At 75.0% G+C, this 19,671-nt stretch carries 18 protein-coding genes, 1 tRNA gene and 1 pseudogene; 7 read left to right on the forward strand and 13 right to left on the reverse strand.

What is annotated here, in order from left to right; all coding sequences use genetic code 11:
- The 5 genes and pseudogenes from AB5970_RS16700 to AB5970_RS16720 form a co-directional block, all read right to left on the reverse strand.
- Nucleotides 1–873, reverse strand: a pseudogene (locus AB5970_RS16700) (hypothetical protein); the annotation flags it as partial.
- 57 nt (nucleotides 874–930) lie between these two features.
- Nucleotides 931–2,196 (reverse strand): S8 family peptidase, encoded by a 1,266-nt coding sequence (locus tag AB5970_RS16705; RefSeq protein ID WP_370505080.1) that lies wholly within the window; start codon nucleotides 2,194–2,196, stop codon nucleotides 931–933.
- Nucleotides 2,193–2,615 (reverse strand): hypothetical protein, encoded by a 423-nt coding sequence (locus AB5970_RS16710; protein ID WP_370505081.1) that lies wholly within the window; start codon nucleotides 2,613–2,615, stop codon nucleotides 2,193–2,195. Before AB5970_RS16710 ends, AB5970_RS16705 begins: the two co-directional genes overlap by 4 nt.
- A gap of 156 nt (nucleotides 2,616–2,771) precedes the next feature.
- Nucleotides 2,772–3,056, reverse strand: coding sequence for a WXG100 family type VII secretion target (locus AB5970_RS16715; RefSeq protein ID WP_370505082.1), 285 nt, complete (start codon nucleotides 3,054–3,056; stop codon nucleotides 2,772–2,774).
- Nucleotides 3,057–3,073: 17 nt separating this feature from the next.
- Nucleotides 3,074–3,385: a WXG100 family type VII secretion target gene (locus AB5970_RS16720; RefSeq protein WP_370505083.1), complete on the reverse strand. Its 312-nt coding sequence runs from the start codon at nucleotides 3,383–3,385 to the stop codon at nucleotides 3,074–3,076.
- Between the two features lie 294 nt (nucleotides 3,386–3,679).
- On the opposite strand from AB5970_RS16720, the gene eccD reads away from it, so the two are divergent.
- The 4 genes from eccD to AB5970_RS16740 are packed head-to-tail and all read left to right on the forward strand — an operon-like array spanning nucleotide 3,680 to nucleotide 8,340.
- Nucleotides 3,680–5,029, forward strand: coding sequence for a type VII secretion integral membrane protein EccD (eccD, locus tag AB5970_RS16725; RefSeq protein ID WP_370505084.1), 1,350 nt, complete (start codon nucleotides 3,680–3,682; stop codon nucleotides 5,027–5,029).
- A gap of 7 nt (nucleotides 5,030–5,036) precedes the next feature.
- The gene (gene eccB / locus AB5970_RS16730) at nucleotides 5,037–6,380 is read left to right on the forward strand and encodes a type VII secretion protein EccB (RefSeq protein ID WP_370505085.1); all 1,344 of its coding nucleotides are present in this window, start codon (nucleotides 5,037–5,039) and stop codon (nucleotides 6,378–6,380) included.
- Nucleotides 6,377–7,603: a S8 family serine peptidase gene (locus AB5970_RS16735; RefSeq protein WP_370505086.1), complete on the forward strand. Its 1,227-nt coding sequence runs from the start codon at nucleotides 6,377–6,379 to the stop codon at nucleotides 7,601–7,603. The genes eccB and AB5970_RS16735 overlap by 4 nt, the downstream gene beginning before the upstream one ends.
- Nucleotides 7,600–8,340 carry a PP2C family protein-serine/threonine phosphatase gene (locus tag AB5970_RS16740; RefSeq protein WP_370505087.1) on the forward strand — a complete coding sequence of 247 codons (741 nt, stop codon included), beginning with the start codon at nucleotides 7,600–7,602 and terminating at the stop codon, nucleotides 8,338–8,340. The genes AB5970_RS16735 and AB5970_RS16740 overlap by 4 nt, the downstream gene beginning before the upstream one ends.
- Here the strand turns inward: AB5970_RS16740 and rarD are convergent.
- On the reverse strand, nucleotides 8,327–9,283 hold the full coding sequence (gene rarD, locus AB5970_RS16745) for an EamA family transporter RarD (protein ID WP_370505088.1): 957 nt from the start codon (nucleotides 9,281–9,283) through the stop codon (nucleotides 8,327–8,329). The two genes, AB5970_RS16740 and rarD, sit on opposite strands and share 14 nt — an antisense overlap.
- Before the next feature lie 243 nt (nucleotides 9,284–9,526).
- Between rarD and AB5970_RS16750 the strand changes: the two genes are divergently transcribed.
- Nucleotides 9,527–10,903: an FAD-dependent oxidoreductase gene (locus tag AB5970_RS16750; protein ID WP_370505089.1), complete on the forward strand. Its 1,377-nt coding sequence runs from the start codon at nucleotides 9,527–9,529 to the stop codon at nucleotides 10,901–10,903.
- 46 nt (nucleotides 10,904–10,949) lie between these two features.
- Here AB5970_RS16750 and AB5970_RS16755 read toward each other — a convergent pair whose 3' ends face one another.
- Genes AB5970_RS16755 through AB5970_RS16765 form a run of 3 tightly spaced genes read right to left on the reverse strand, consistent with a single transcriptional unit; the run spans nucleotide 10,950 to nucleotide 13,455 of the window.
- Nucleotides 10,950–11,720 (reverse strand): amino acid ABC transporter ATP-binding protein, encoded by a 771-nt coding sequence (locus AB5970_RS16755; protein ID WP_370505090.1) that lies wholly within the window; start codon nucleotides 11,718–11,720, stop codon nucleotides 10,950–10,952.
- A gap of 11 nt (nucleotides 11,721–11,731) precedes the next feature.
- Entirely contained in the window at nucleotides 11,732–12,616 is an 885-nt protein-coding gene (locus AB5970_RS16760; protein WP_370505091.1) for an amino acid ABC transporter permease, read from the reverse strand.
- Nucleotides 12,613–13,455, reverse strand: coding sequence for an ABC transporter substrate-binding protein (locus tag AB5970_RS16765; RefSeq protein ID WP_370505092.1), 843 nt, complete (start codon nucleotides 13,453–13,455; stop codon nucleotides 12,613–12,615). Before AB5970_RS16765 ends, AB5970_RS16760 begins: the two co-directional genes overlap by 4 nt.
- Nucleotides 13,456–13,558: 103 nt before the next feature.
- Between AB5970_RS16765 and htpX the strand changes: the two genes are divergently transcribed.
- On the forward strand, nucleotides 13,559–14,443 hold the full coding sequence (gene htpX / locus AB5970_RS16770; RefSeq protein WP_370505093.1) for a zinc metalloprotease HtpX: 885 nt from the start codon (nucleotides 13,559–13,561) through the stop codon (nucleotides 14,441–14,443).
- A gap of 4 nt (nucleotides 14,444–14,447) precedes the next feature.
- On the opposite strand, the gene AB5970_RS16775 is transcribed toward htpX, so the two are convergent.
- Both AB5970_RS16775 and AB5970_RS16780 read right to left on the reverse strand, forming a co-directional pair.
- Complete coding sequence (locus AB5970_RS16775) at nucleotides 14,448–16,391, reverse strand: hypothetical protein (protein WP_370505094.1); 1,944 nt, start codon at nucleotides 16,389–16,391, stop codon at nucleotides 14,448–14,450.
- Nucleotides 16,392–16,447: 56 nt separating this feature from the next.
- The gene (locus AB5970_RS16780; RefSeq protein ID WP_370505095.1) at nucleotides 16,448–16,951 is read right to left on the reverse strand and encodes a YajQ family cyclic di-GMP-binding protein; all 504 of its coding nucleotides are present in this window, start codon (nucleotides 16,949–16,951) and stop codon (nucleotides 16,448–16,450) included.
- Nucleotides 16,952–17,101: 150 nt separating this feature from the next.
- On the opposite strand from AB5970_RS16780, the gene AB5970_RS16785 reads away from it, so the two are divergent.
- Nucleotides 17,102–17,183: transfer RNA gene (locus AB5970_RS16785), tRNA-Tyr, on the forward strand.
- Between the two features lie 40 nt (nucleotides 17,184–17,223).
- Here AB5970_RS16785 and AB5970_RS16790 read toward each other — a convergent pair.
- Nucleotides 17,224–19,293: a caspase family protein gene (locus AB5970_RS16790; RefSeq protein WP_370505096.1), complete on the reverse strand. Its 2,070-nt coding sequence runs from the start codon at nucleotides 19,291–19,293 to the stop codon at nucleotides 17,224–17,226.
- Complete coding sequence (locus AB5970_RS16795; protein ID WP_370505097.1) at nucleotides 19,290–19,664, reverse strand: effector-associated constant component EACC1; 375 nt, start codon at nucleotides 19,662–19,664, stop codon at nucleotides 19,290–19,292. Before AB5970_RS16795 ends, AB5970_RS16790 begins: the two co-directional genes overlap by 4 nt.
- Between the last annotated feature and the right edge of the window lie 7 nt (nucleotides 19,665–19,671).

The raw sequence follows: 19,671 nt of genomic DNA on the forward strand, positions 1-19,671 counted from the left end.
GCCCGCGCCGATCCCGGTGCCGTGCGAACCCGTGCCGCCGGGCCACGCGCCGGGGTCCGTGCCGGGCACGGTGCCGTCCAGGCCGCCGTCGGGCGTCGTGTCGTGGCCGGTGCCCGGCGGGACGACCGGGGGCTCGTGCGGCGCGGGGGTGGGGTCGGCCGCGTGGTGCACGGGCGTCGTCGGGCCCCCGTGCGCAGGAGGCAGCACGGGCGTGGCGCCCCACGTGGGGGTGCCGGGGCCGCCGGCGGGGCTCGACGGTGCGGAGCCGCCCAGGCTCGGGACGCCGCTCACCGGCGCGCTGCTGCCCCGGGCGCCGTCGTCGCCGTGCTCCTCGGTGTCGCCGTCGTCGGGCCCCTCGGGCAGGTGGGTGGCCGGCGGGAAGCTGTCGCCCGCGGCCGCGAGGGAGGCGTTGAGGGTCTCGATCGCCTTGCGCGCGGCCTTCTCCCGCTCCGCCTCGCGCTGGTCGGACCAGATGCCGCCCGCGACGATCGCCGCGACCGTGCCGACGCCGGGCATCGCGATGGTGCCTCCCGCGGCCAGCGCGGCGCGCTCCCCGAGGCTGAGCTCGCCGTCGGGCAGGGCCCGGTAGTCCTCGCGCGCCTGCAGGATCGCCGCGCGGGCCGTGGCGGCCGACCGGGCGACGCCGTCGAACCGGTCGGCGGTGGTGACGATCGCCGTGGCCAGCTGCGCGAACGAGTCGCCCGCCAGGTCGGCCGTCGTGCCGCCGAGGCCCAGGTCGGTCGCCATCGAGCGCAGCGACTGGGCGTAGGAGCTCACGGCGTCGCCGATCAGACCGAGCTGGTCGGTGTCGTCGTGCAGCGACCCGACCTCGGCCCCGAGCGCGGCGCCCAGGTCGTCAGCGTGCTGTCCCATGTCGGTTCCCCTCGGCGATCGTGCGATGTGTCCGGGTGCCGGCCGCGGCCGGCGAGGTCAGGTGGCGGGCGGTGGCGCAGCGGCGCGCCGTCGAGCGGCCAGGACCGCGACCACGACGCCGGCGACGAGGAGCAGCGCCACGGCGCCACCCACGAGCAGGGGTGTGGACGGGCCGCCCGTGCCCCCGGCCGCCGGCTCGGCGGCCGGGTCCGAGGTCGCCGCGCTGGTCGGCGCGGCCGTCGCCGCGCCGTCGATCTCGGCGAGGCTCGGCCGGACGTCCGGGTCGTCGGTCAGCAGCGGGTTCTCGTCGGGGTAGGTCGTGGGGTCGTGCTCGAGCATCTGCCGCACGTTGACCGCCCCGTACCCCCAGGCGTCGTCGTGCCGCAGCTCGTGCTCCTCGCCGTCCGTGTTGCGGACCAGGGTCTGGATCAGCTGGTTCGCCGTGGCCGTCGGGTAGGCCGACCAGACGAGCGCGAGCGCCCCGGCCGTGTAGGCCGTCGCGTTCGAGGACCCGCTCGTGTAGTGGTAGACCGACCAGCCGTCGTCGGGGACGGTGGTGGCGAAGTACTCGCCCGGGGCGGTGACCGTCAGGCGCGGGTCGGTGTTGTTCCCCGCGGCGAGCCGGCCGTCCGGGCCGATCGACTCCACCGCGACGACGCCGTTCCCCGAGGCGGGGGCGCGCAGGCCCACCCCGCCGTCGTGCGGGGCCGCGGCGACGACGATCGCGCCGTGCTGGTGCGCGTACGCGATGTCCGACCAGTCCATGTCGGCCTCGGTGATCGACATGCTGATGATCGTGGCGCCGTCGTCGACCGCCTGCCGGATCGGGCTGCCGTCGACGCCCGCGGGCGGGTAGCACGTCGTCGTGCGGCCGCCATCACCGTCGTCGATGCCCGTGACGGCCGCGTAGTGGAGCAGGTGCACCCCGGGAGCCACCCCCAGCGTGCCCGGCTCGCCACCGACGCCCGCTCCCGTGCCCACCAGGATCGCGGCCATCGCGGTGCCGTGCTCGGCGGAGGGATCGGTGGTGCTGGCCGGCAGCGCGGCCCCGCCCTCGGTCGCGGCGCAGTACGACGGCTCGTGCACGGTGAGGTCCGTGCCGACCAGGTCGCTGATGCCGGGGTTGATCGGGGAGTCGATCACGGCGACGGTGACGCCGGCCCCGGTGGTCCGCTGGTGGATGTCGGCCAGCCCGGCCTGGTTCACGTACCAGAGGCCCTGCTCGCGGATCGGGTCGTCGGCCGCCGCGGCACCCGTGGCGCTCGCGGCGACGAGCCCGAGCAGCACCAGGACGGCACCGCAGGCGCGTGCGGGCAGCCTCATCCGACGTGACGGGTGATCGGGGCGCTGCTCGGGTCGGCCGGGGCGGAGTCCTGCACGCCGGGCGGCGGCGTCGCGCCATGGGGCGAGGCGTTCAGGCGCGCGGCCACCTGCAGGAGGCGCTGCTGGACGTCGGCGTCGGTGCTGACCAGCGCGCTCATGTTGGCGTGCAGCGCGGCGTGGTACTCGTTCAGCTGCGTGCGGATCTGCGCGAGCTCGGTGTCGAGCGACCGCAGCTGCCGGCGGTACAGGGCCACGAACTGCCCGGTGGCGCCCGCGTCGGACCACGTGCCGGTGGTCTGCCGACCCAGCAGGTCCTGGAGGGAGTCGCGCAGCATCGTCACGTACTCCTGCAGGTGCACCAGGGTCTCGAGGCGCTGCTTGACCACCTCGCGCTCGAGCTGGATGTCCCCTGCGGCCACCGTGGAACCTTTCGTCTGCGTGCCTGGGTCGGTGCCCATGCGTGTCCCCCTGCCCGTCGTGCGGTGAGGCTGAGCGCGGCGGTCGCGCACCCCGGGAGGTGCGCGACCGCCACGGGTCGAGCGGTCGCCGGCGCCCTCAGGGCGACGGCGGACGGTTCACCAGCGCGACGCGTTCGACTTCTCGGTCGACTGGTAGTCGTCGCCGGAGGTCGCCACGGCGCGCCCGACGTCGGCCAGCAGGGCCTTCATGTCCTCGATCGCGGCGGTCCACTTGGCACGGGCGGCCTCGTAGGACGACGCGGCCTCGCCCGACCAGTTCGCGCGCAGCGGCTGCAGCGAGGAGTCCATGTCGTTCAGGCGCGCCTCGATCTGGCGGGCGCCGGCCTGGATGTCGGCGGCGGCGGTGGCCAGGCCACCGAAGTTGACCTTCAGGTCGCTCATCGTCAGCTCCTCGTCGTTCAGCCGAGGCGACCCTGCAGTCGCGAGAACGTCGACTGCTGGGCGTCGTCGGACGCGGTGTAGGTGGACTGGGACGAGACGAGGTTCGACTCGAACTCGTTGAGCGCGGACACGATCGTGGTCGCGTCCTCGCGCCAGCGGGTCATCAGCTGGGTGAACGCGACGGCGCCCTGGCCCTGCCAGTGCGACCCGATGCCGGCCAGCTTGCCCTCCAGCGAGCTCAGCTCGCGCTGCAGCTCCCCACGGGACCGGGCGACGACGTCCGCGCCCTGCTTGAGCGCACCGTCGGCTGCGGAGACTTCAGCTGCCATGACACCTCCCCTGCACGCGGCCCCGGACCGCGGGACCGAATCATGGGACACCCCCCGGGACGGGCGGTGTCGACCGCGGGATAATCCCCACGGAACCGATCGGACCCTAGCCGAATCGGACACGGTCCGTCGCCCCGGGCGACGGCCTGTGGACAGCGTTCACCCGCGCGGCGGACGCGCTCGACGCGGCCCGGCCGGACCCCGGATGACCGGCGGTCCGGCCGCACGCCACTGGCTATGCTGACCGACGACCTCACGCGGATCGGCCGACGCCGACGCACCAGAAGGACGCCGATGACCGATCCGACCTCGTCCCCGACGCCCGTCGGGACGCTCCTGCGGGTCTCCGTGACCGCCGGGGACCGCCGGGTCGACCTCGGGGTGCCGGGCAACGTCGCGACGGCCGAGATCGTGCCCGGGCTGGCCCGCACGCTCGGCGTGCTCGACGCGGCGTCGGTGTACGGGGGGTACCGGCTGGTGCGCGCGGACGGCGAGCCCGTCGACTCCGCCCGCAGCCTGCTGGCCGCCGGCGTCGAGGACGGTGCGGTGCTGACCCTCGAGTCGGGTGCGCGCAAGCCCGAGGTGCGGGTCTACGACGACGTCGTCGAGGCGGTCGCCGACGCGGTCGAGTCGCAGTACCAGCCGTGGACCGCCCGCGACAGCGCGCTCGGCGCCGCGTGGGGCGCCGTGGCGCTCGTCCTGGTCGCCGCCGCCCTGCTCGTCGGGGCCGATCCCGCCGCGGCGATGCCCCCGGTCGTGGCGGCGGCCGGCGCGCTGCTGGCGCTCGCGTGCGGTGCCGTCGTCGGGCGCGTGGGCCGGGAGCCGGCCACGGGCCGCATCCTCGTGCTGGCGGCCGCCGTGCTCGGCGGGGTCGCGGGCCTGACTGCCGGGACGTCCGCGCCCGGCTGGGGCTGGCCGGCCGTGGGGGCGGGCCTCGGGCTCGTGGTCACCGGGCTGGCGGGCATGCCGGCGCTGGTCGACCGCCGAGAGCTCGCCGCCGGACCCGTCGTGCTCGGGCTCGCGCTCGCGGTGAGCGGCGCGTCGGTCGCGCTCACCGACGCCACGGCCGGCGAGGTCCTGGCGGTCGTGGTCGCGATCGTGGTCACGGCGAGCATCGGGGTGCCGTGGCTCGCGCTGTCCAGCACGCCGCTCCGCGTGGTCAGCGCCCGGACCGAGGCGGAGATCCTGCTCGACCCGCCCGTGGTCGACCCCGAGCGCGTGCGGCGCCAGCTCGAGAGCGGCCACCGGCTCCAGGTCGGGCTGCGGGTGGCGGTCGGCCTCTTCGCGCTGCTGGCCACCCCTGCCGTCGTCGCCACAGGTGCGGTCGGCACGGTCCTGCTCCTCGTCGGCTTCGCGGGCGTGCTGCTCTCGAGCCGGCAGTCGTACTCGCGCCTCGACGTCCTGCTCGTGGTCTCGGCCGGCATCCTCGGCATGGCGGCCACGGTGTTCGAGGCCGCGGTGCTGCACCCGTCCTGGCGCGGCACGCTCGTGGCGCTGGCCGGCGCGGGGGCCGCGGCCGTGGTCGGGGTCGGCCTGGTGGCGCCGCGCCAGCGCATCGGGCTGGCCCGGGCGGGCGACGTGCTCGAGGTGACCTGCCTCGCGGTGCTGCTCCCGCTGGGCGTCGCCGCCGCCGGGTTGGTCTGAGCGGCCGATGGCGTCCAAGCGTGACCTCGTCGAGGCGCAGACCTACAGCCGCCGCCGGCTCCTGACCGCGTTCGTCAGCGGGGCCCCGTCCGGGCAGGAGCTCGAGCCCACCAAGCCCATGCGCGGCGTCGTGGCGGGCATCCTGCTCACGGTGGTCCTGGTGCTCGGCAGCCTGGCGTACGGCCTGCTCAAGCCCACCCTCCCGGCCGGCTGGGACGACAGCTCGCTCGTGGTGGTCAAGGACGTCGGCACCCGCTACGTCGCCCTCAAGGGCACGCTCTACCCGGTGCTCAACACCACGAGCGCGCGCCTCGTGGTGCCGTCCTCGGGGTTCCACGTGGTGCAGGTGTCGGCGAAGGACATCGCGGGCACGCCGCGCGGCGCCACCATCGGCATCGCCGGCGCGCCCGACTCGCCGCCGCCGGCCGACCGGCTGGTGGGCACCGGCTGGCTGTCCTGCCTGGTGCCGGACGGCGCGCGGACCACCCTCGGCGTCGACCTGCCCGTGGACGGTGCGACCGCCACGTCGGGCGTCCTGGTGTCGGTCGACGACGACCTGTACGTCGTCGCGGGCGGCCTGCGCTACCTCATCCCGCTCGAGCACCAGGCGGCCGTGCTCCGCGCGCTCGGCCTCGACACCGCGACCCCCGTGCCGGCACCGGCCGGCTGGCTCAACCTGTTCCCGGCCGGCACCGACCTGGCGCCCGTGACCCTGCCCGACGTCGGCAAGCAGGTGCCGTCGGTCTCGGGGCTGCCCCTCGACACCGTCATCGGCACGGTCGTCGAGGTGTCGGGCGTGGGCACCGCCACCAAGCGGTACGTGGTCGACCAGGACGGCAACCTCGCCCCGCTGGGCGACCTGGCGCTGCCGCTGTACGAGCTGGGCTCGGGCCAGGACGCGGCGGTCGTGCGCACGAGCGCGGCCGACGTGGCCGGCGTGCGCACCGCGACCGAGCCGGTCGCGCCGGCGGACTGGCCGCAGGCCGCCCCCGTGGCGGTCCCCGCCGACCGGTCGGCGTGCGCCCGCCTGAGCACGGGCGACGACGGTCGGGTCGACCTGGTGACGACGCTCGCCGACCCCGACGCGGCCCCGGGCGTGCTGGTGGCGCCCGGCGGCGGCGCCCTGGTGCGCGCGGCGGACACCGACGGCGGCGCCGGGGGAGTGTCGCTGGTCGACGAGAGCGGGACGGCGTACCCGGTGCCGGACGCGAGCGACGAGATGCTCGCCCGGCTCGGGTACACCCCGACGCACGTCACGCGCGTGCCGCCGGCGTGGACCGCCCTGCTGCCGGCCGGTCCGGCGCTCACCCAGGACGCGGCGGCGATGCAGGTGGGGGCGGCGGGCGCATGATCCGCGGGCTGGCCGCAGGCGCCGCCGTCGCCGTCGGGCTCGTCGCCCTGGCGTCGCCGGCGGTCGCGGCCGACGCCGCGTGCGAGCTGGACCACCCGGTGCAGGTCGCCACGCGGCCCCCGGCCCTCGACCGGCTCTCGGCCGACCTCGCGTGGACGACGGCGACGGGGGCGGGCGTGCTCGTGGCCGTCGTCGACTCCGGGGTCGACCCGAGCAACCCGCACCTCAGCACGGCCGTCGTGCCGGGCGCCGACCTGGTCGGCGTCGCGGTGGAGACGACGGGCCGCACCGACGTGTTCGGCCACGGCACGGCGGTGGCGGGCGAGATCGCGGCCCGCCCGGTGCCGGGCTCGGGCGTCGTGGGGCTCGCGCCCGGCGCCACGATCCTGCCCGTCCGTGTGTACTACGCCGACGACGACCAGGCGGTGCGCGAGGGGGTGGCGCCAGACGCCGGCCGGATGGCCGCCGGGATCGCGTACGCCGCGGCGCACGGTGCCCGGATCATCAACGTGTCCATGAGCACCACGGTCGACGACCCCGCCCTGCGCGCGGCCGTCGCGCAGGCCACGGCCGCCGGCGCCCTCGTGGTGGCCAGCGCGGGCAACCGGAGGACCGCCGACGACAAGGCCGACGTGCCGCACTACCCCGCGGCCTACCCGGACGCGCTGTCGGTGACCGCGGTCGACGTGGACGGCAACGCCACCGAGGACTCGGTGCACGGCGCGCACGTCGACGTCGCCGCGCCCGGCACCAACGTGCTGACCACGCTGCCCGGTGGCGGCGACTGCCTGCTCGGGGTCGAGGCGTCCAGCAGCTACGCGACCGCCTACGTCAGCGCGGCTGCGGCGCTGCTGGCCGAGCAGCACCCGACCGAGACGCCCGCGCAGTGGGCCTACCGGCTGGAGGTCACCGCCGCGCGGCTGCACCCGGCGCAGCGCGACGACCTCGTCGGGTGGGGCGTGGTGCGGCCGGCGTCGGCGCTCGAGCTCGTCGATGACGGGTCGGCGCCGGGCCCGGACAGCCCGACCCGGCCCCGGCCGGCCGCGCAGCCCGCGCCCGCCCAGGTGATCGACACGTCGGTCGAGGAGTCGCCGCTGGCCGGTCCGCGCCGGGACGCCGCCTGGTGGATGCTCGGTGGCCTGACCGCGGTGGCCCTGACCGCCCTCGGGGCGCGCCTCGTCGGCGCGCGCCGCCGCCCGGTGCCGACGACGGTCGCCTCATGATCGACGAGCGCGTCCGGCTCGAGGTCGGCGTGGCGACCGCGCAGGCGCACCGCGCGCAGAACGAGGACAGCCTGGTGGCCGCCGACGGCGTGTACCTGGTGGCCGACGGGATGGGCGGGCACGACGCGGGCGAGCTGGCCAGCGCCACGGCGATCGACGTGCTGCGGACCCTGGGCGACGACGCCACGCCGACCACCACAGACGGCGTCCGGCGCGCGGTGGCGGCGGCGCACGCGGCCGTGCGGCAGCTGCCCTCGCCCAGCGGTCGTCGGCCGGGCACCACCGTGACCGGCGTGGTGCTCACGTCGCACGGCGACACCCCGTGCTGGCTCGTGCTCAACGTGGGCGACTCGCGGACCTACCGCATGGCGGGCGGCGTCCTCGAGCAGGTCACGCGCGACCACTCGGAGGTCGCCGAGCTGGTCGCCAAGGGTCTCGTCCCCGCGGACCAGGCGAACCGCCACCCGCGGCGGAACGTGGTCACGCGCGTGCTCGGGGGCGGTGCGTCCGAGGTCGAGCCCGACGTCTGGCTGCTGCCGGTGAGCCCGGGCGACCGGATGCTCGTGTGCTCCGACGGGCTCACGGACGAGCTCTCCGACGCCCGCGTCCAGGCGGAGCTGCGCGCGGCCGACGAGGCGCAGCAGGCGGCGGACCGGCTGGTGGCGGCCGCGCTGGCCGCGGGCGGCCGGGACAACGTCACGGCGATCGTCGTCGACGCGACGCTCATCCGGCGCTGACCCGCTCCGCGCGGCGGCTCAGCCGCTGCGCCCGGCCGGTGCGCACGCCGTCGACGGTGAGGACGGCGAGCGCGACCCACACGAGCCCGAACCCCCACCACCGGGCGGCCGGCATCTGCTCGTGCAGGACGAGCACGCCGATGAGGAGCTGGAGCACGGGCGCGATGTACTGGAGCAGCCCGATCATGGACAGCGGGAGGCGCCGGGCGGCGGAGTTGAACAGCAGCAGCGGCACGGCGGTGACGATCCCGGACGAGGCCAGGATCAGCGCGTGCCCGAGGCCCTCGGTGGCGAAGGTCCCCGTCCCGGTGGCGCCGAGCCACACCAGGTAGCCGAGGGCCAGGGGAGCGAGCACGAGGGTCTCCGCCGCGAGGCCCGGCACCGCGCCGACGCTGCGGCCGACCCGGTTCTTGATCAGCCCGTAGAACCCGAAGCTGGTCGCCAGGGTCAGGGCGATCCACGGCAGCTGCCCGTAGCCGGCCGTGATGACGACGACGGCCGCGGCGCCGAACCCGAGCGCCACCCACTGCACCGGGCGCAGCCGCTCGCGCAGCACCACGACCGCGAGCGTGACCGTGACCAGGGGGTTGATGAAGTACCCGAGCGCGGCGTCGACCACCCGGTCGGTGAGGATGCCGAACACGAACACGAGCCAGTTGACGGCGAGGAGCACCGCGGCGAGGGAGAGCAGGCCGAGCGTCCGCCGGTCCCGCAGGGCGGCGACGAACGCGCCCCACGTCCGGGTCACGGCGAGCAGCAGGAGGCAGAAGAGCAGCGACCACACGACGCGGTTCGCGATGATCTCGACCGCGCCGGCCGGCTGCAGGAGCGGGAAGTAGAGCGGGAGCACGCCCCACAGCACGTAGGCGCCGACGCCGGCCGCGAGGCCCGGGCCGTTCAGGGGTGCCGACGTCGGACGGGCGGGCGCGGGGGAGTCGGGCACCCGCTGAGCCTAGGTCCCCGGTGCCGGGAGCCTGGCGCCCGTCCCGCCCGCGGTGACCTGCGGGTCCGTCTCACGTCTGTCCAGATGCTGGCGCCCGGCTGAGGGGCGCCTGACCCGCGGTCCTACACTGGACCGAGCACAGTCCTGCACCGTGCCGTCTGTCGTGCGCACTGGCCATCGCCGGGGGCCGGCAAGACGCATCCCGCCCGCAGGGCTCCCCTGATCGGAAGGCACCCGCGTCCCGTGAGCACCCCGACTCTGCGAGTGGCCGTCGTCGGCGCAGGACCGGCCGGCATCTACGCCGCCGACATCCTGTCGAAGACCGACCTCGACGTCAGCATCGACCTCTTCGAGCGCCTGCCCGCGCCGTTCGGCCTCGTGCGCTACGGCGTCGCGCCCGACCACCCGCGCATCAAGCAGATCATCGTCGCGCTGCACAAGGTGCTCGAGCGCGGCGACATCCGCCTGCTGGCCAACGTCGACTACGGCACGGACCTCAAGCTGGACGACCTGCGCCAGTTCTACGACGCGGTCATCTTCTCCACGGGCTCCATCCGCGACGCCGCGCTGCCGGTGCCGGGCATCGACCTCGAGGGCTCGTACGGCGCCGCCGACTTCGTGTCCTGGTACGACGGCCACCCGGACGTCCCCCGCACGTGGCCCCTGGACGCCCAGCACGTCGCCGTCCTCGGCGCCGGCAACGTGGCGCTCGACGTGGCGCGCATCCTGGCCAAGCACGCGGACGACCTGCTGCCCACCGAGCTGCCGGCCAACGTCTACGACATCCTCAAGGCCTCGCCGGTCACGGACGTGCACGTGTTCGCCCGTCGCGGCCCGGCGCAGGTGAAGTTCTCGCCGCTGGAGCTGCGCGAGCTCGGTCACGTGCCGGACGTCGACGTCATCGTGTACCCCGAGGACTTCGACTTCGACGAGGGCTCGATGGCGGCCATCCACTCCTCGAACCAGACCAAGCAGGTGGTCAAGACCCTCACGGACTGGACCCTCAAGGAGCCGGAGGAGAACACCGCGAGCCGGCGCATCCACCTGCACTTCCTGCACAAGCCGGTCGAGATCCTGGGCGAGGACGGGCACGTCGTGGGCGTCCGCACGGAGCGCACGGCCCTGAACGGCGACGGCAACGTCACGGGCACCGGGCAGCTGCAGGACTGGCCCGTCGAGGCCGTCTACCGCGCGGTCGGCTACTTCGGCTCGCCGCTGGTCGACATCCCGTTCGACGACGTCGCCGGCGTGATCCCGAACCGCGAGGGCCGCGTGGTCGACGTCGACGGCGAGCACCTGCCGGGCGTGTACGCCACGGGCTGGATCAAGCGCGGACCGGTCGGCCTCATCGGGCACACCAAGTCGGACGCGTCGGAGACCATCCGCCACCTGGGCGAGGACGTGGCCGCGGGCGGCGACGCGTTCTACACCGCGACCGACCGCGACCCCGAGGCGGTGACCGAGTTCCTGCACGGCCGGGGCGTCGACGTCATCACCTGGCAGGGCTGGGAGCTCCTGGACGCCTACGAGCGCTCGCTCGGCGAGCCCCACGGCCGCGAGCGCGTGAAGCTGGTCCCGCGCGACGAGATGGTCTCGGTCTCGCTCGGCCGCAACGCCTGAGCGTCCCCGCACCACTGGGCCCGTCCGGCGATCTCGCCGGGCGGGCTCAGCCCGTGATGCGCCGGAGGAACTCGCGCGTGCGCTCCTGCTGCGGGTCGCCGAGCACCTGCTCGGGCGTGCCGCGCTCGTGCACGCGGCCCTCGTGCAGGAAGCAGACCTCGTCGGCCACCTCGCGCGCGAAGCCCATCTCGTGCGTGGCGACGACCATGGTCAGTCCGGTCTGCTTGAGCTCGGCCAGCAGCGAGAGCACCTCGCCGACGAGCTCGGGGTCGAGCGCGCTGGTCACCTCGTCCAGTAGCATCACGGCGGGCTTGCCGACGAGGGCGCGGGCGATGGCCACGCGCTGCTGCTGACCGCCCGAGAGCTCGTCGGGGAAGGCCTGCGCCTTGGCCGCCAGCCCGACTCGGTCGAGGACGGCGAGGGCCTCGGCCTCCGCGTCCTCGCGCGAGGCCTTGTGCACCAGGCGGGGCGCGAGCGTGACGTTGTCGATCACGCGCAGGTGCGGGAACAGGTTGTAGGCCTGGAACACCATGCCGATCCGGGCGCGGACCGCGTTGGCGTCGAGCCGGGGGTCGGTGATGTCCTGCCCCTCGAGCTCGATCACGCCGTCGTCGACCTCCTCGAGCAGGTCGACGCAGCGCAGCAGCGTGGACTTGCCCGAGCCGGAGGCGCCGATGAGCACGACGACCTTGTGCGCGTGCACGTCGAGCCAGAGGTCGTCGAGGACCACGTGCTCGCCGAACGCCTTGCGCACCCCGCGGACGGACAGCAGCGGCGCCGGCACGTCCAGCGGCCTGCCCGGCATCGGGTCGCGCATCGGGCCCGGGCTCACCGCAGCGCCCCGCCGCCGGCCAGCGCGCCCTGCGACCCCACCCAGCCGGAGCGCCGGGCGAATGCGTCCGTGAACCGGGTTAGCGGGATGGTCAGGGCCACGAACAGGACGCCGGCCACGACGTAGGGCGTGAAGTTGGCGTAGCGCGCGGTCTCGATCTGCGCGGCGCGGACCGCGTCGATGGCGCCGAGGATCGAGATGAGGCCCGAGTCCTTCGACAGCGCGACGAGGTCGTTGAGCAGCGGCGGGATGACGCGGCGGACGGCCTGGGGGAGCACCACGTGCCGCATCGCCTGCGCGTGCGTGAGCCCGAGGGAGCGGGCAGCGGCCACCTGCGACGGGTGCACCGACTCGATGCCGGCGCGGAACACCTCGGCCACGTACGCCGAGTACGTCAGCACGAGGGCGAGCCCGCCGAGCACCACCGCCGACGTCGGGATGCCCTGCAGCCGCAGGCCCGGCAGCCCGAACCCCACCAGCAGCAGGACGAGGATCAGCGGCAGGCCGCGGAACACGTCCACGTACGCGGTGGCCAGCGCGCGCACGGGGTAGAACACCGGGCCGCGCAGGGTGCGCGCCAGCGCGAGCACCATCGCGAGGACGACGATGAAGACCGCGCTGACGGCCATGACGCGGATGTTCAGCCAGAGCCCCTCGAGGATCGCCGGGAACGACGCCGTGGCCACGTCCCAGTCGAAGAAGGAGGCCTTGACCCGCGGCCACCCCGGCGACGAGGTGAGCGCGAGCACCGCGACGGCGACGAGCGCCACCGTCGAGACGGCCGCGACGCCGGTGGACCGGCGCGTGCGCGCGCGGCGGTAGGCGTCCCGCTCCTGCTGGCGCGCGGAGGGCACCCAGCTCACGGGGCTGACGGGGCTCACTTGAGGACCGGTGCACCCGCGGCGTCGGTGAGCCACTGAGCCTCGAGGTCGGCCAGCGTGCCGTCGTCGCGCAGCGCGTCGACCGCGTCGGTGACCGGCGCGGTGAGGGCGCTGCCCTTGTCGAGCACCAGGCCGAACTCGTCGCCACCCGCGCTGTCGGGGAGCTGGCCCACCAGGATGCCGCCGTCCAGCTCGGCCGCGGTGATGTAGAGCGCGGTGGGCAGGTCGACCACGATCGCGTCCACGAGGCCCGACGTCAGCGCCTGCTTGACCTGGTCGTTGTCGTTGAACGGCGACACGGGCGTGGTCGGGTCGATGACGTCCTGCGCGGCCGTCAGGCTGGTCGTGCCGACCATCGCGCCGATCTTCAGCGCCTTGAGGTCGGCGAGCGTCTTGGCGGCCGCGCCGGCCGAGCCCTCGAGCGTCACGACGGCCTGCGAGGTGGTGTAGTACGGCGACGAGAAGTCGAGGTTGGCCTTGCGCTCGTCGCTGATCGACACCTGGTTGATCGCGAAGTCGAACTTCTTGGCACCGGGCGCGATGATCTGGTCGAAGCTCGCGACGGCCCACTCGACGTGGTCCTTGTCGAAGCCCAGCTGGTCCGCGACCGCGTAGGCGACGGCCGACTCGAAGCCCTTGCCGCTGCTCGGGTCGTTGTCCACGACCCACGGCTCGTAGGCCGGGTCGGACGTGGCGATCGTCAGCACGCCCTCCTTCACGGTCGCCAGGCCGCCGTCGCTCGGGGCGGTCCCGGTGGACTCGTCGGTCGGGGCGCACGCGGCGAGCGCCAGGGCGGCCATAGCGGCAAGGGCTGTCCAGCGGGCTGTGCGCACGGTCATCTCCGGAGGCTGTCGTGGGGACGTGGGGCAAGGATACGAGGGAACCCGCAGGCCGCGGCACGCGTTCCACGGGTGCACGCGCACGGGAGGAGAGAGAAGGACCATGGGCCACCAGCACTACAACGGCGTCAAGACCGCCGCGCTCTTCGGGGCGATGTGGGCCGTCCTGCTCGGCATCGGCTGGCTGCTCGGCGGCGGGACCCCGAAGTTCCTGCTCCTGTTCACCGGCCTCGGGCTCGTGATGACGGCGTACAGCTACTGGAACTCCGACAAGATCGCGATCCGCGCCATGCGGGCCCGGCCGGTCAGCGAGATCGAGCAGCCCGGCATGTACCGCATCGTCCGCGAGCTCTCGACCGCAGCGCGCCAGCCCATGCCGCGCCTCTACGTCTCGCCGACGGCCGCCCCCAACGCGTTCGCCACCGGCCGCAGCCCCAAGAACGCCGCCGTCTGCTGCACCGAGGGCATCCTCGGCCTGCTCGACGAGCGCGAGCTGCGCGGGGTCCTCGGCCACGAGCTCATGCACGTGTACAACCGCGACATCCTCACGTCGTCCGTGGCGGCGGCCGTCGCCGGCGTCATCACGTCGCTCGCGCAGTTCGCGCTGTTCTTCGGCGGCGGCAGCGACCGCGACCGCGGCGGCAACCCGATCGCCGGTCTGCTGCTGGTGTTCCTCGCCCCGCTGGCCGCGACGATCATCCAGCTCGCGATCAGCCGCACCCGCGAGTTCGACGCCGACGAGGACGGCGCCACGCTGACCAACGACCCGCTGGCGCTGGCCTCGGCGCTGCGCAAGCTCGAGCAGGGCACGCAGGCGCGGCCGCTGCCGCAGGATCGCCAGCTGGTCGACGTGTCGCACCTGATGATCGCCAACCCGTTCCGCGGGGCCGGCATGGGCCGGCTGTTCTCGACCCACCCGCCCATGGCCGAGCGCATCGCGCGCCTCGAGAAGCAGGCCGGTCAGCAGGGCGGCGTCACGCGCTACTGACTGGTCAGGCGAGGACGGCTCCGACCACAGCAGCGGCCACCCACAGCAGCAGGACTGTGGCGCCCGGGGTCAGCACGAGCCCGGGAGACCGGTGCGGGAGAGCGGTCGGCGCCGGACGTGCCGCGTCGACGAGCCGCACGACGTCCTGCGGTCCGAGGGCTCCGGGCAGGAACCGGCCGAGGTCGCGGTGCTGGTGGACGACGAGCGCGTCGGTGGGATCGGTCACGCGCAGGACGACGGAGTCGGCGTCGGCCACCACCCGCTCCAGCTCGGACCACCGGACGAGCGCGCTGAACACCGCCGACCGGATCCGGACCCCGGCGGCGGAGAGCACCAACCTGTCCTGGGCCATCGTGGCCCACGTGTAGCCGACGACGAGCGCCGGGACGAGCTCCCACCGGACGCGCGTCGGCACGACGTCGGCGAGCCACCACGAGAGCGCACCGATCGCGGGTGTGAGCAGCCACGGGAGCCATCGTCCCGTGGCGCCGACGAGTGCGCGCCAGAGCCGTGGCGGCCGACGGGTCGCCTCGGGCGCGAGCGTGAGCTGGTCGGTCGGCGAGCGGCGGTCGCGCGGGTCTGACTGCGACCGGCCCACGCCCAGCAGCCGCAGCGCCGTGTCGACGGCGCGCAGGCGTCGGTCCCGTGCCGGGCGGTCCACGACGAGCCAGCGGTCGTCCTCGGTCCGCAGGACGGGCTCGTCGCCCTGGGCGAGCAGCCCGAGCACCTGGACGACCGTCGGCCCGGCCAGAGGTGCCTGCGCGAGCGCCCGCGCCCGGTCCGAGAGCTCGCGGTCGGCCCGCTGCTCCGCACCGAGCGCAAGCAGCTCCTCGTCCGACATCCGCGCGACGGCGTCGGACTGGGCAGCGCCCCAGCCGGCGTACTCGTTGTCGTCCCGGTCGGCTCCGCCGTCGTCGAATGGCTCGTCCTCGAGCTCGTCGTCGTCCCACCCCACGTCGGGCTCCTCGTCGAGCGGGTCGATCCACCAGCCCACCCGCACACGGGTCGTGGTCGTGCCCGCGGCACCCACCGGCTCGAGGTCCAGCCACCGCCCGCCCGTCGGGACGGCGACGAACGTCGCCATCGGCGCACCCTGGTCGAGCAGGCGGCCCCCGGCGCGCCGCCGCCGCCGCTCGTCGCGCAGGAACACGACCGCGGTCAGCAGCCCCGCCGACGCGAGGAACAGCGAGCCGCTCGCGTCGAACGGCTCGGCGGCGAGCTCTACCCGGTCCGTGCCGGGCGCGACGAGCACCGCGGTCGGTGCGCCCACGTTCGGCGTCGTCGCTGCCGTGGCGACCCGCACGACGGTGCCGTCCTCGAGGCCCACTCGGGTCGTGAGCTCGTCGTCGGAGACGGCGACGACCGTGCCGTCCACGGCGTGGGCGGCCTCGAGGAACGCGCGCGAGGCCAGGTCGTCGTGCACCCACCACCCGGCCGCGACCACCCCTACCGCGAGGCCGCCGACCGCGACGAGCGACGGCACCACGCGCCGCCGCCGCACGAGCGCGCGCAGGTGTGGCCCGCCCGCCGGCACGGTCGCCGTCGTCGCCCATGAGCGGGCCACGACGCGCTGCCGCACGGCACCGAGGGCGTCGGCCAGGGCGAGGAGCACGAGGACGAGCGCGACGGCAGCCCACACCGGCCGGACGCCCTCGGCCATTGGCGTCGCGACGAGGGCGGTCGCGGCCAGCGCCGCCCAGCCGATCGTCGCGTGCGGCCGGGCGACGAGCAGAGGGATCGCGGCGAACGTCATGCCCTGCGGGACGGCGGACAGGATCCATGCGGCCGTCGAGACCTGGGCCACCGTCGCAGCAGGGACGTCCAGCGAGGCGAGCACCGCGCCCGACAGCAGGATCGGCGCGACCACGGTGAGGAGTCGGCGCGGCACCCGGGCGGCCCAGGTGCGGGCGTCGGCGGGCGTCGGGACGGCGGGGGAGGGCTCGGGCACGACCGGAAGGGTAGACGGACGCCGGCGCGGTCGTTGCGCCGGCGCCCGTAGGTTGCTCAGCGGTAGTTGGTGAACTGCAGGTCCGCGTCCACGTCGGCGCCCTTGAGCAGCGCGATCACGGCCTGGAGCTCGTCGCGGCTCTTGCCGGACACGCGCAGCTCGTCGCCCTGGATCTGGGTCTTAATGCCCTTGGGGCCCTCGTCGCGGATGATCTTCGCCACCTTCTTGGCGGTCTCGCTGCTCAGCCCCTCCTTGATCAGCGCCTCGAGCCGGTACTCCTTGCCGGACGGCTTGGGCTCGGGGCCGTCCTCGCCGGTGTCCAGGGACTTCAGCGAGATGCCGCGGCGGATCAGCTTCGACTGGAACACGTCGAGCACGGCGAGCACCCGCTCGGACGAGTTGGCGATCATGAGGATCTTCTCGCCGCTCCACGCGATCGACGCGCCCACCCCCTTGAAGTCGTACCGCTGGGCGATCTCCTTCGAGGCCTGGTTGAGGGCGTTGTCCACCTCCTGGTGGTCGACCTTGCTGACGACGTCGAACGAGGCTTCGCTCGCCATGGCTGTCCTCCTGCTGTACCGGGTGGGGTCGGTGGCCGGGCGGCCGGCTCGCGGTTTCGCAAGCACTGCCCGGGAGTTGCTATCCTTCCACCCGCACGCTGCACGCGCGTTCGCCCCCAGGGCGACCTCTCGGTCGGTGGGCACACCCTTGGCGGGTTACCCGAGTGGCCAAAGGGGGCTGACTGTAAATCAGCTGGCAACGCCTACGGGGGTTCGAATCCCTCACCCGCCACGGACCGGACGGCCGCTCTCCTCGTGAGAGCGGCCGTTCGTCATCTCCGGGCGCCGGCCGCGCGGGAGAGCGCGACGGCGGTGCACAGGACGGCCGCCCCCACCGCGGCGACCATCACCATCCCCGACCCGGAGCCGTTCCGCAGCGCCCAGACGACGGTGGCGTAGGCGCTGGCGACGAGGAACCCGTACGCGGTGGCCGCGACGAACCGGTCCATGTCCTGGCCCGTCCGCAGCAGGACCGCGACCGCAGCGACGGCGACCGCCACCGCGGGGATCAGCACGCCCCACCCGGTGAGCTTGAACAACGAGTAACCCTCCGAGGGCACCCAGAACACCGGACCGACCACGCCGACGGCACCGAGCACGAGGGCGACGACGGGCGCGGCGCCGGGCCACCTCCACGCCGGCTCGACCGCCCGGACGCCGGCCCTGGCGAGCGCGACCGCCACCAGCGCGAGCCCGACAACCGAGCCCGCCACGACGACCAGCCACGACGGCTGGTCGTCCGTGAAGAGGAAGGCGGACGCCAGGCTGAAGACGCCGGACGTCAGGTAGGCGAGCAGGCAGCCCGTCGCCACCCCGAGCGCGGACGGCGTCGTGCCGGGCCGGAGCAGGCAGAGCACCGCCGCGGCCGCGACCCCGACCGAGAGGACGCAGGTCGCCGCGGCACTCGCGGCCGCGTACCGCTCGAGGTCGCCGCTCCAGCTCACGAACATGACGCAGGCGACGACCTGCGCCGCGGCGACGAGCAGCATGCCGGCCGCGACCCAGGCCGGCACGCGCGGGACCTGCCGTGCCGGGGGTTCGGGGACGGGTGCCGCCGTCGCCGGCGAGCGCGCCGGAGCGGGCGGCCGCCGCCCGGGCCGCACCGTGCGGACCGTGACGCCGATGCTCGCGCCGCCCGTCGGCGACGACACGAGGAGGGTTCCGGTCCCCTCGTCGTCCACCGGCGTGGCGATCACGTGGATCGAGGCTCCCTCGACGTCGGCGGACAACCACGGGACGTCGCCGGACACGGTCGCCTCGCGGGCGAGCGGGGGACCGGTGAGCCGCAGGACGCCGTGCGCGTCGGCGTCGACGGCCCGCTCGAGCTCGAGGTGCGCGGGATCGACCGTCGGGGTGGCCGCCGCCATGGCGGTCGCGACGGCATCGCGGACCCGCTGGCTGTCGTCGTCGCGCATCCGGTCCAGCTGCTCCCACGCGCCGAGCGCCTGCGGCAGGTCCGCGCCCTGCAGCACCTCGGCCAGCTCCAGCGCGACGCCGAGACGGGTGGCGGGCAGCGGGCTGGCGCCTGCCTCGATCAGCTCCCGCGCCGGCGGCGCGGCCACGATCCGGCGCCGGCCGCTGTGCGCCAGGAGCAGCTCGCCGTCGGAGCCGAAGGCCCACAGGTGCGGCGTCTGGTGCGAGGTCGAGCTGCGCACCTGCTCGGTCACGTAGGCGAACAGCTCGTGCAGCCCGACCCAGCCGTCGCCGTCCCGGTCGGCCTCGCCGGTGGTCAGGCCGCGGACCACGGCACCGGTGAACACGGACGGCGTCGGCAGCTGGCCGGGTGCGAGCTCGGGACCGTCGAACGCGTACTCGACGGCGCTCGACGCCGTGACCACCACGCGACCGCGACCGCCGGCGGCCTGCTGTGCCTCGGCGAAGGCCTCGCGCACCGGCACGTCCTGCGCCCCCCGCACGGTCATGCCGCGCGGGAACGCGCCGCCGTAGCAGCAGTCGAGGAACAGGGCGATGCGCTGCGCGCGGCTGTCGGCCATCTGCCGGTTGACGAAGTCCGCGGCGACGGCGGTCGAGGCCAGCCGGTCGGGCCGCGAGTCGGACGCGGCCAGGAAGAGCTCGCCCGCGGCGCTCTTGAGCCCGTGGCACGAGAAGTGCAGGACCAGGACGTCGTCGGGGAGGCTGTCGGCGAAGAAGTCCTCGACCGCGACCCGGACCTCCTGAGCCGTCCCGTTGCGCAGCACGGTGACGCCGAAGTCGCCGATGCCCGGCGCGCCGAGGGCGTCGGCCAGCGCCGTGGCGTCCTGCGCGGGCGCCGCCAGCCGGCTCAGGCCGGCGTCGTGGTACTCGTCGACCGCGACGATCAGGGCCCGCCGCCCCGCGGTCATGGTCCGTCGCCGCCGTGCCGCGCCAACCAGGCGTCGACCAGACGCTGCTGCTGCTCGCTGGTCGCCGCGGAGAGCTCGATCGTGTCGTCGTCGATCGTCACCGTGACGGCCGAGACGCTGCGGTCGCGCTGCAGCCAGGCGGTGATGCTCCGCACGACCGACTGCAGCAGCTGCACGGTCGGACCGAGGGACACCAGCAGGGCGCCGACCTCCGCCACCGACGGCCCGCGCGTGCCCGCCGGTGCGTCGCCGCGCGTCACGGGCCGGACGTCGTCGACCGGCAGGACGAGAAGCTCGTCGCGCAGCCGGAGCGCGCCGCGCTCGAGCTCGTCGGGCGCCGGCGCGACCAGCCGGACCGTCACACCCGTCATCGTGAGC

The organism is Cellulomonas sp. ICMP 17802 (assembly GCF_041295535.1).
Taxonomy (GTDB): Bacteria; Actinomycetota; Actinomycetes; order Actinomycetales; family Cellulomonadaceae; genus Cellulomonas.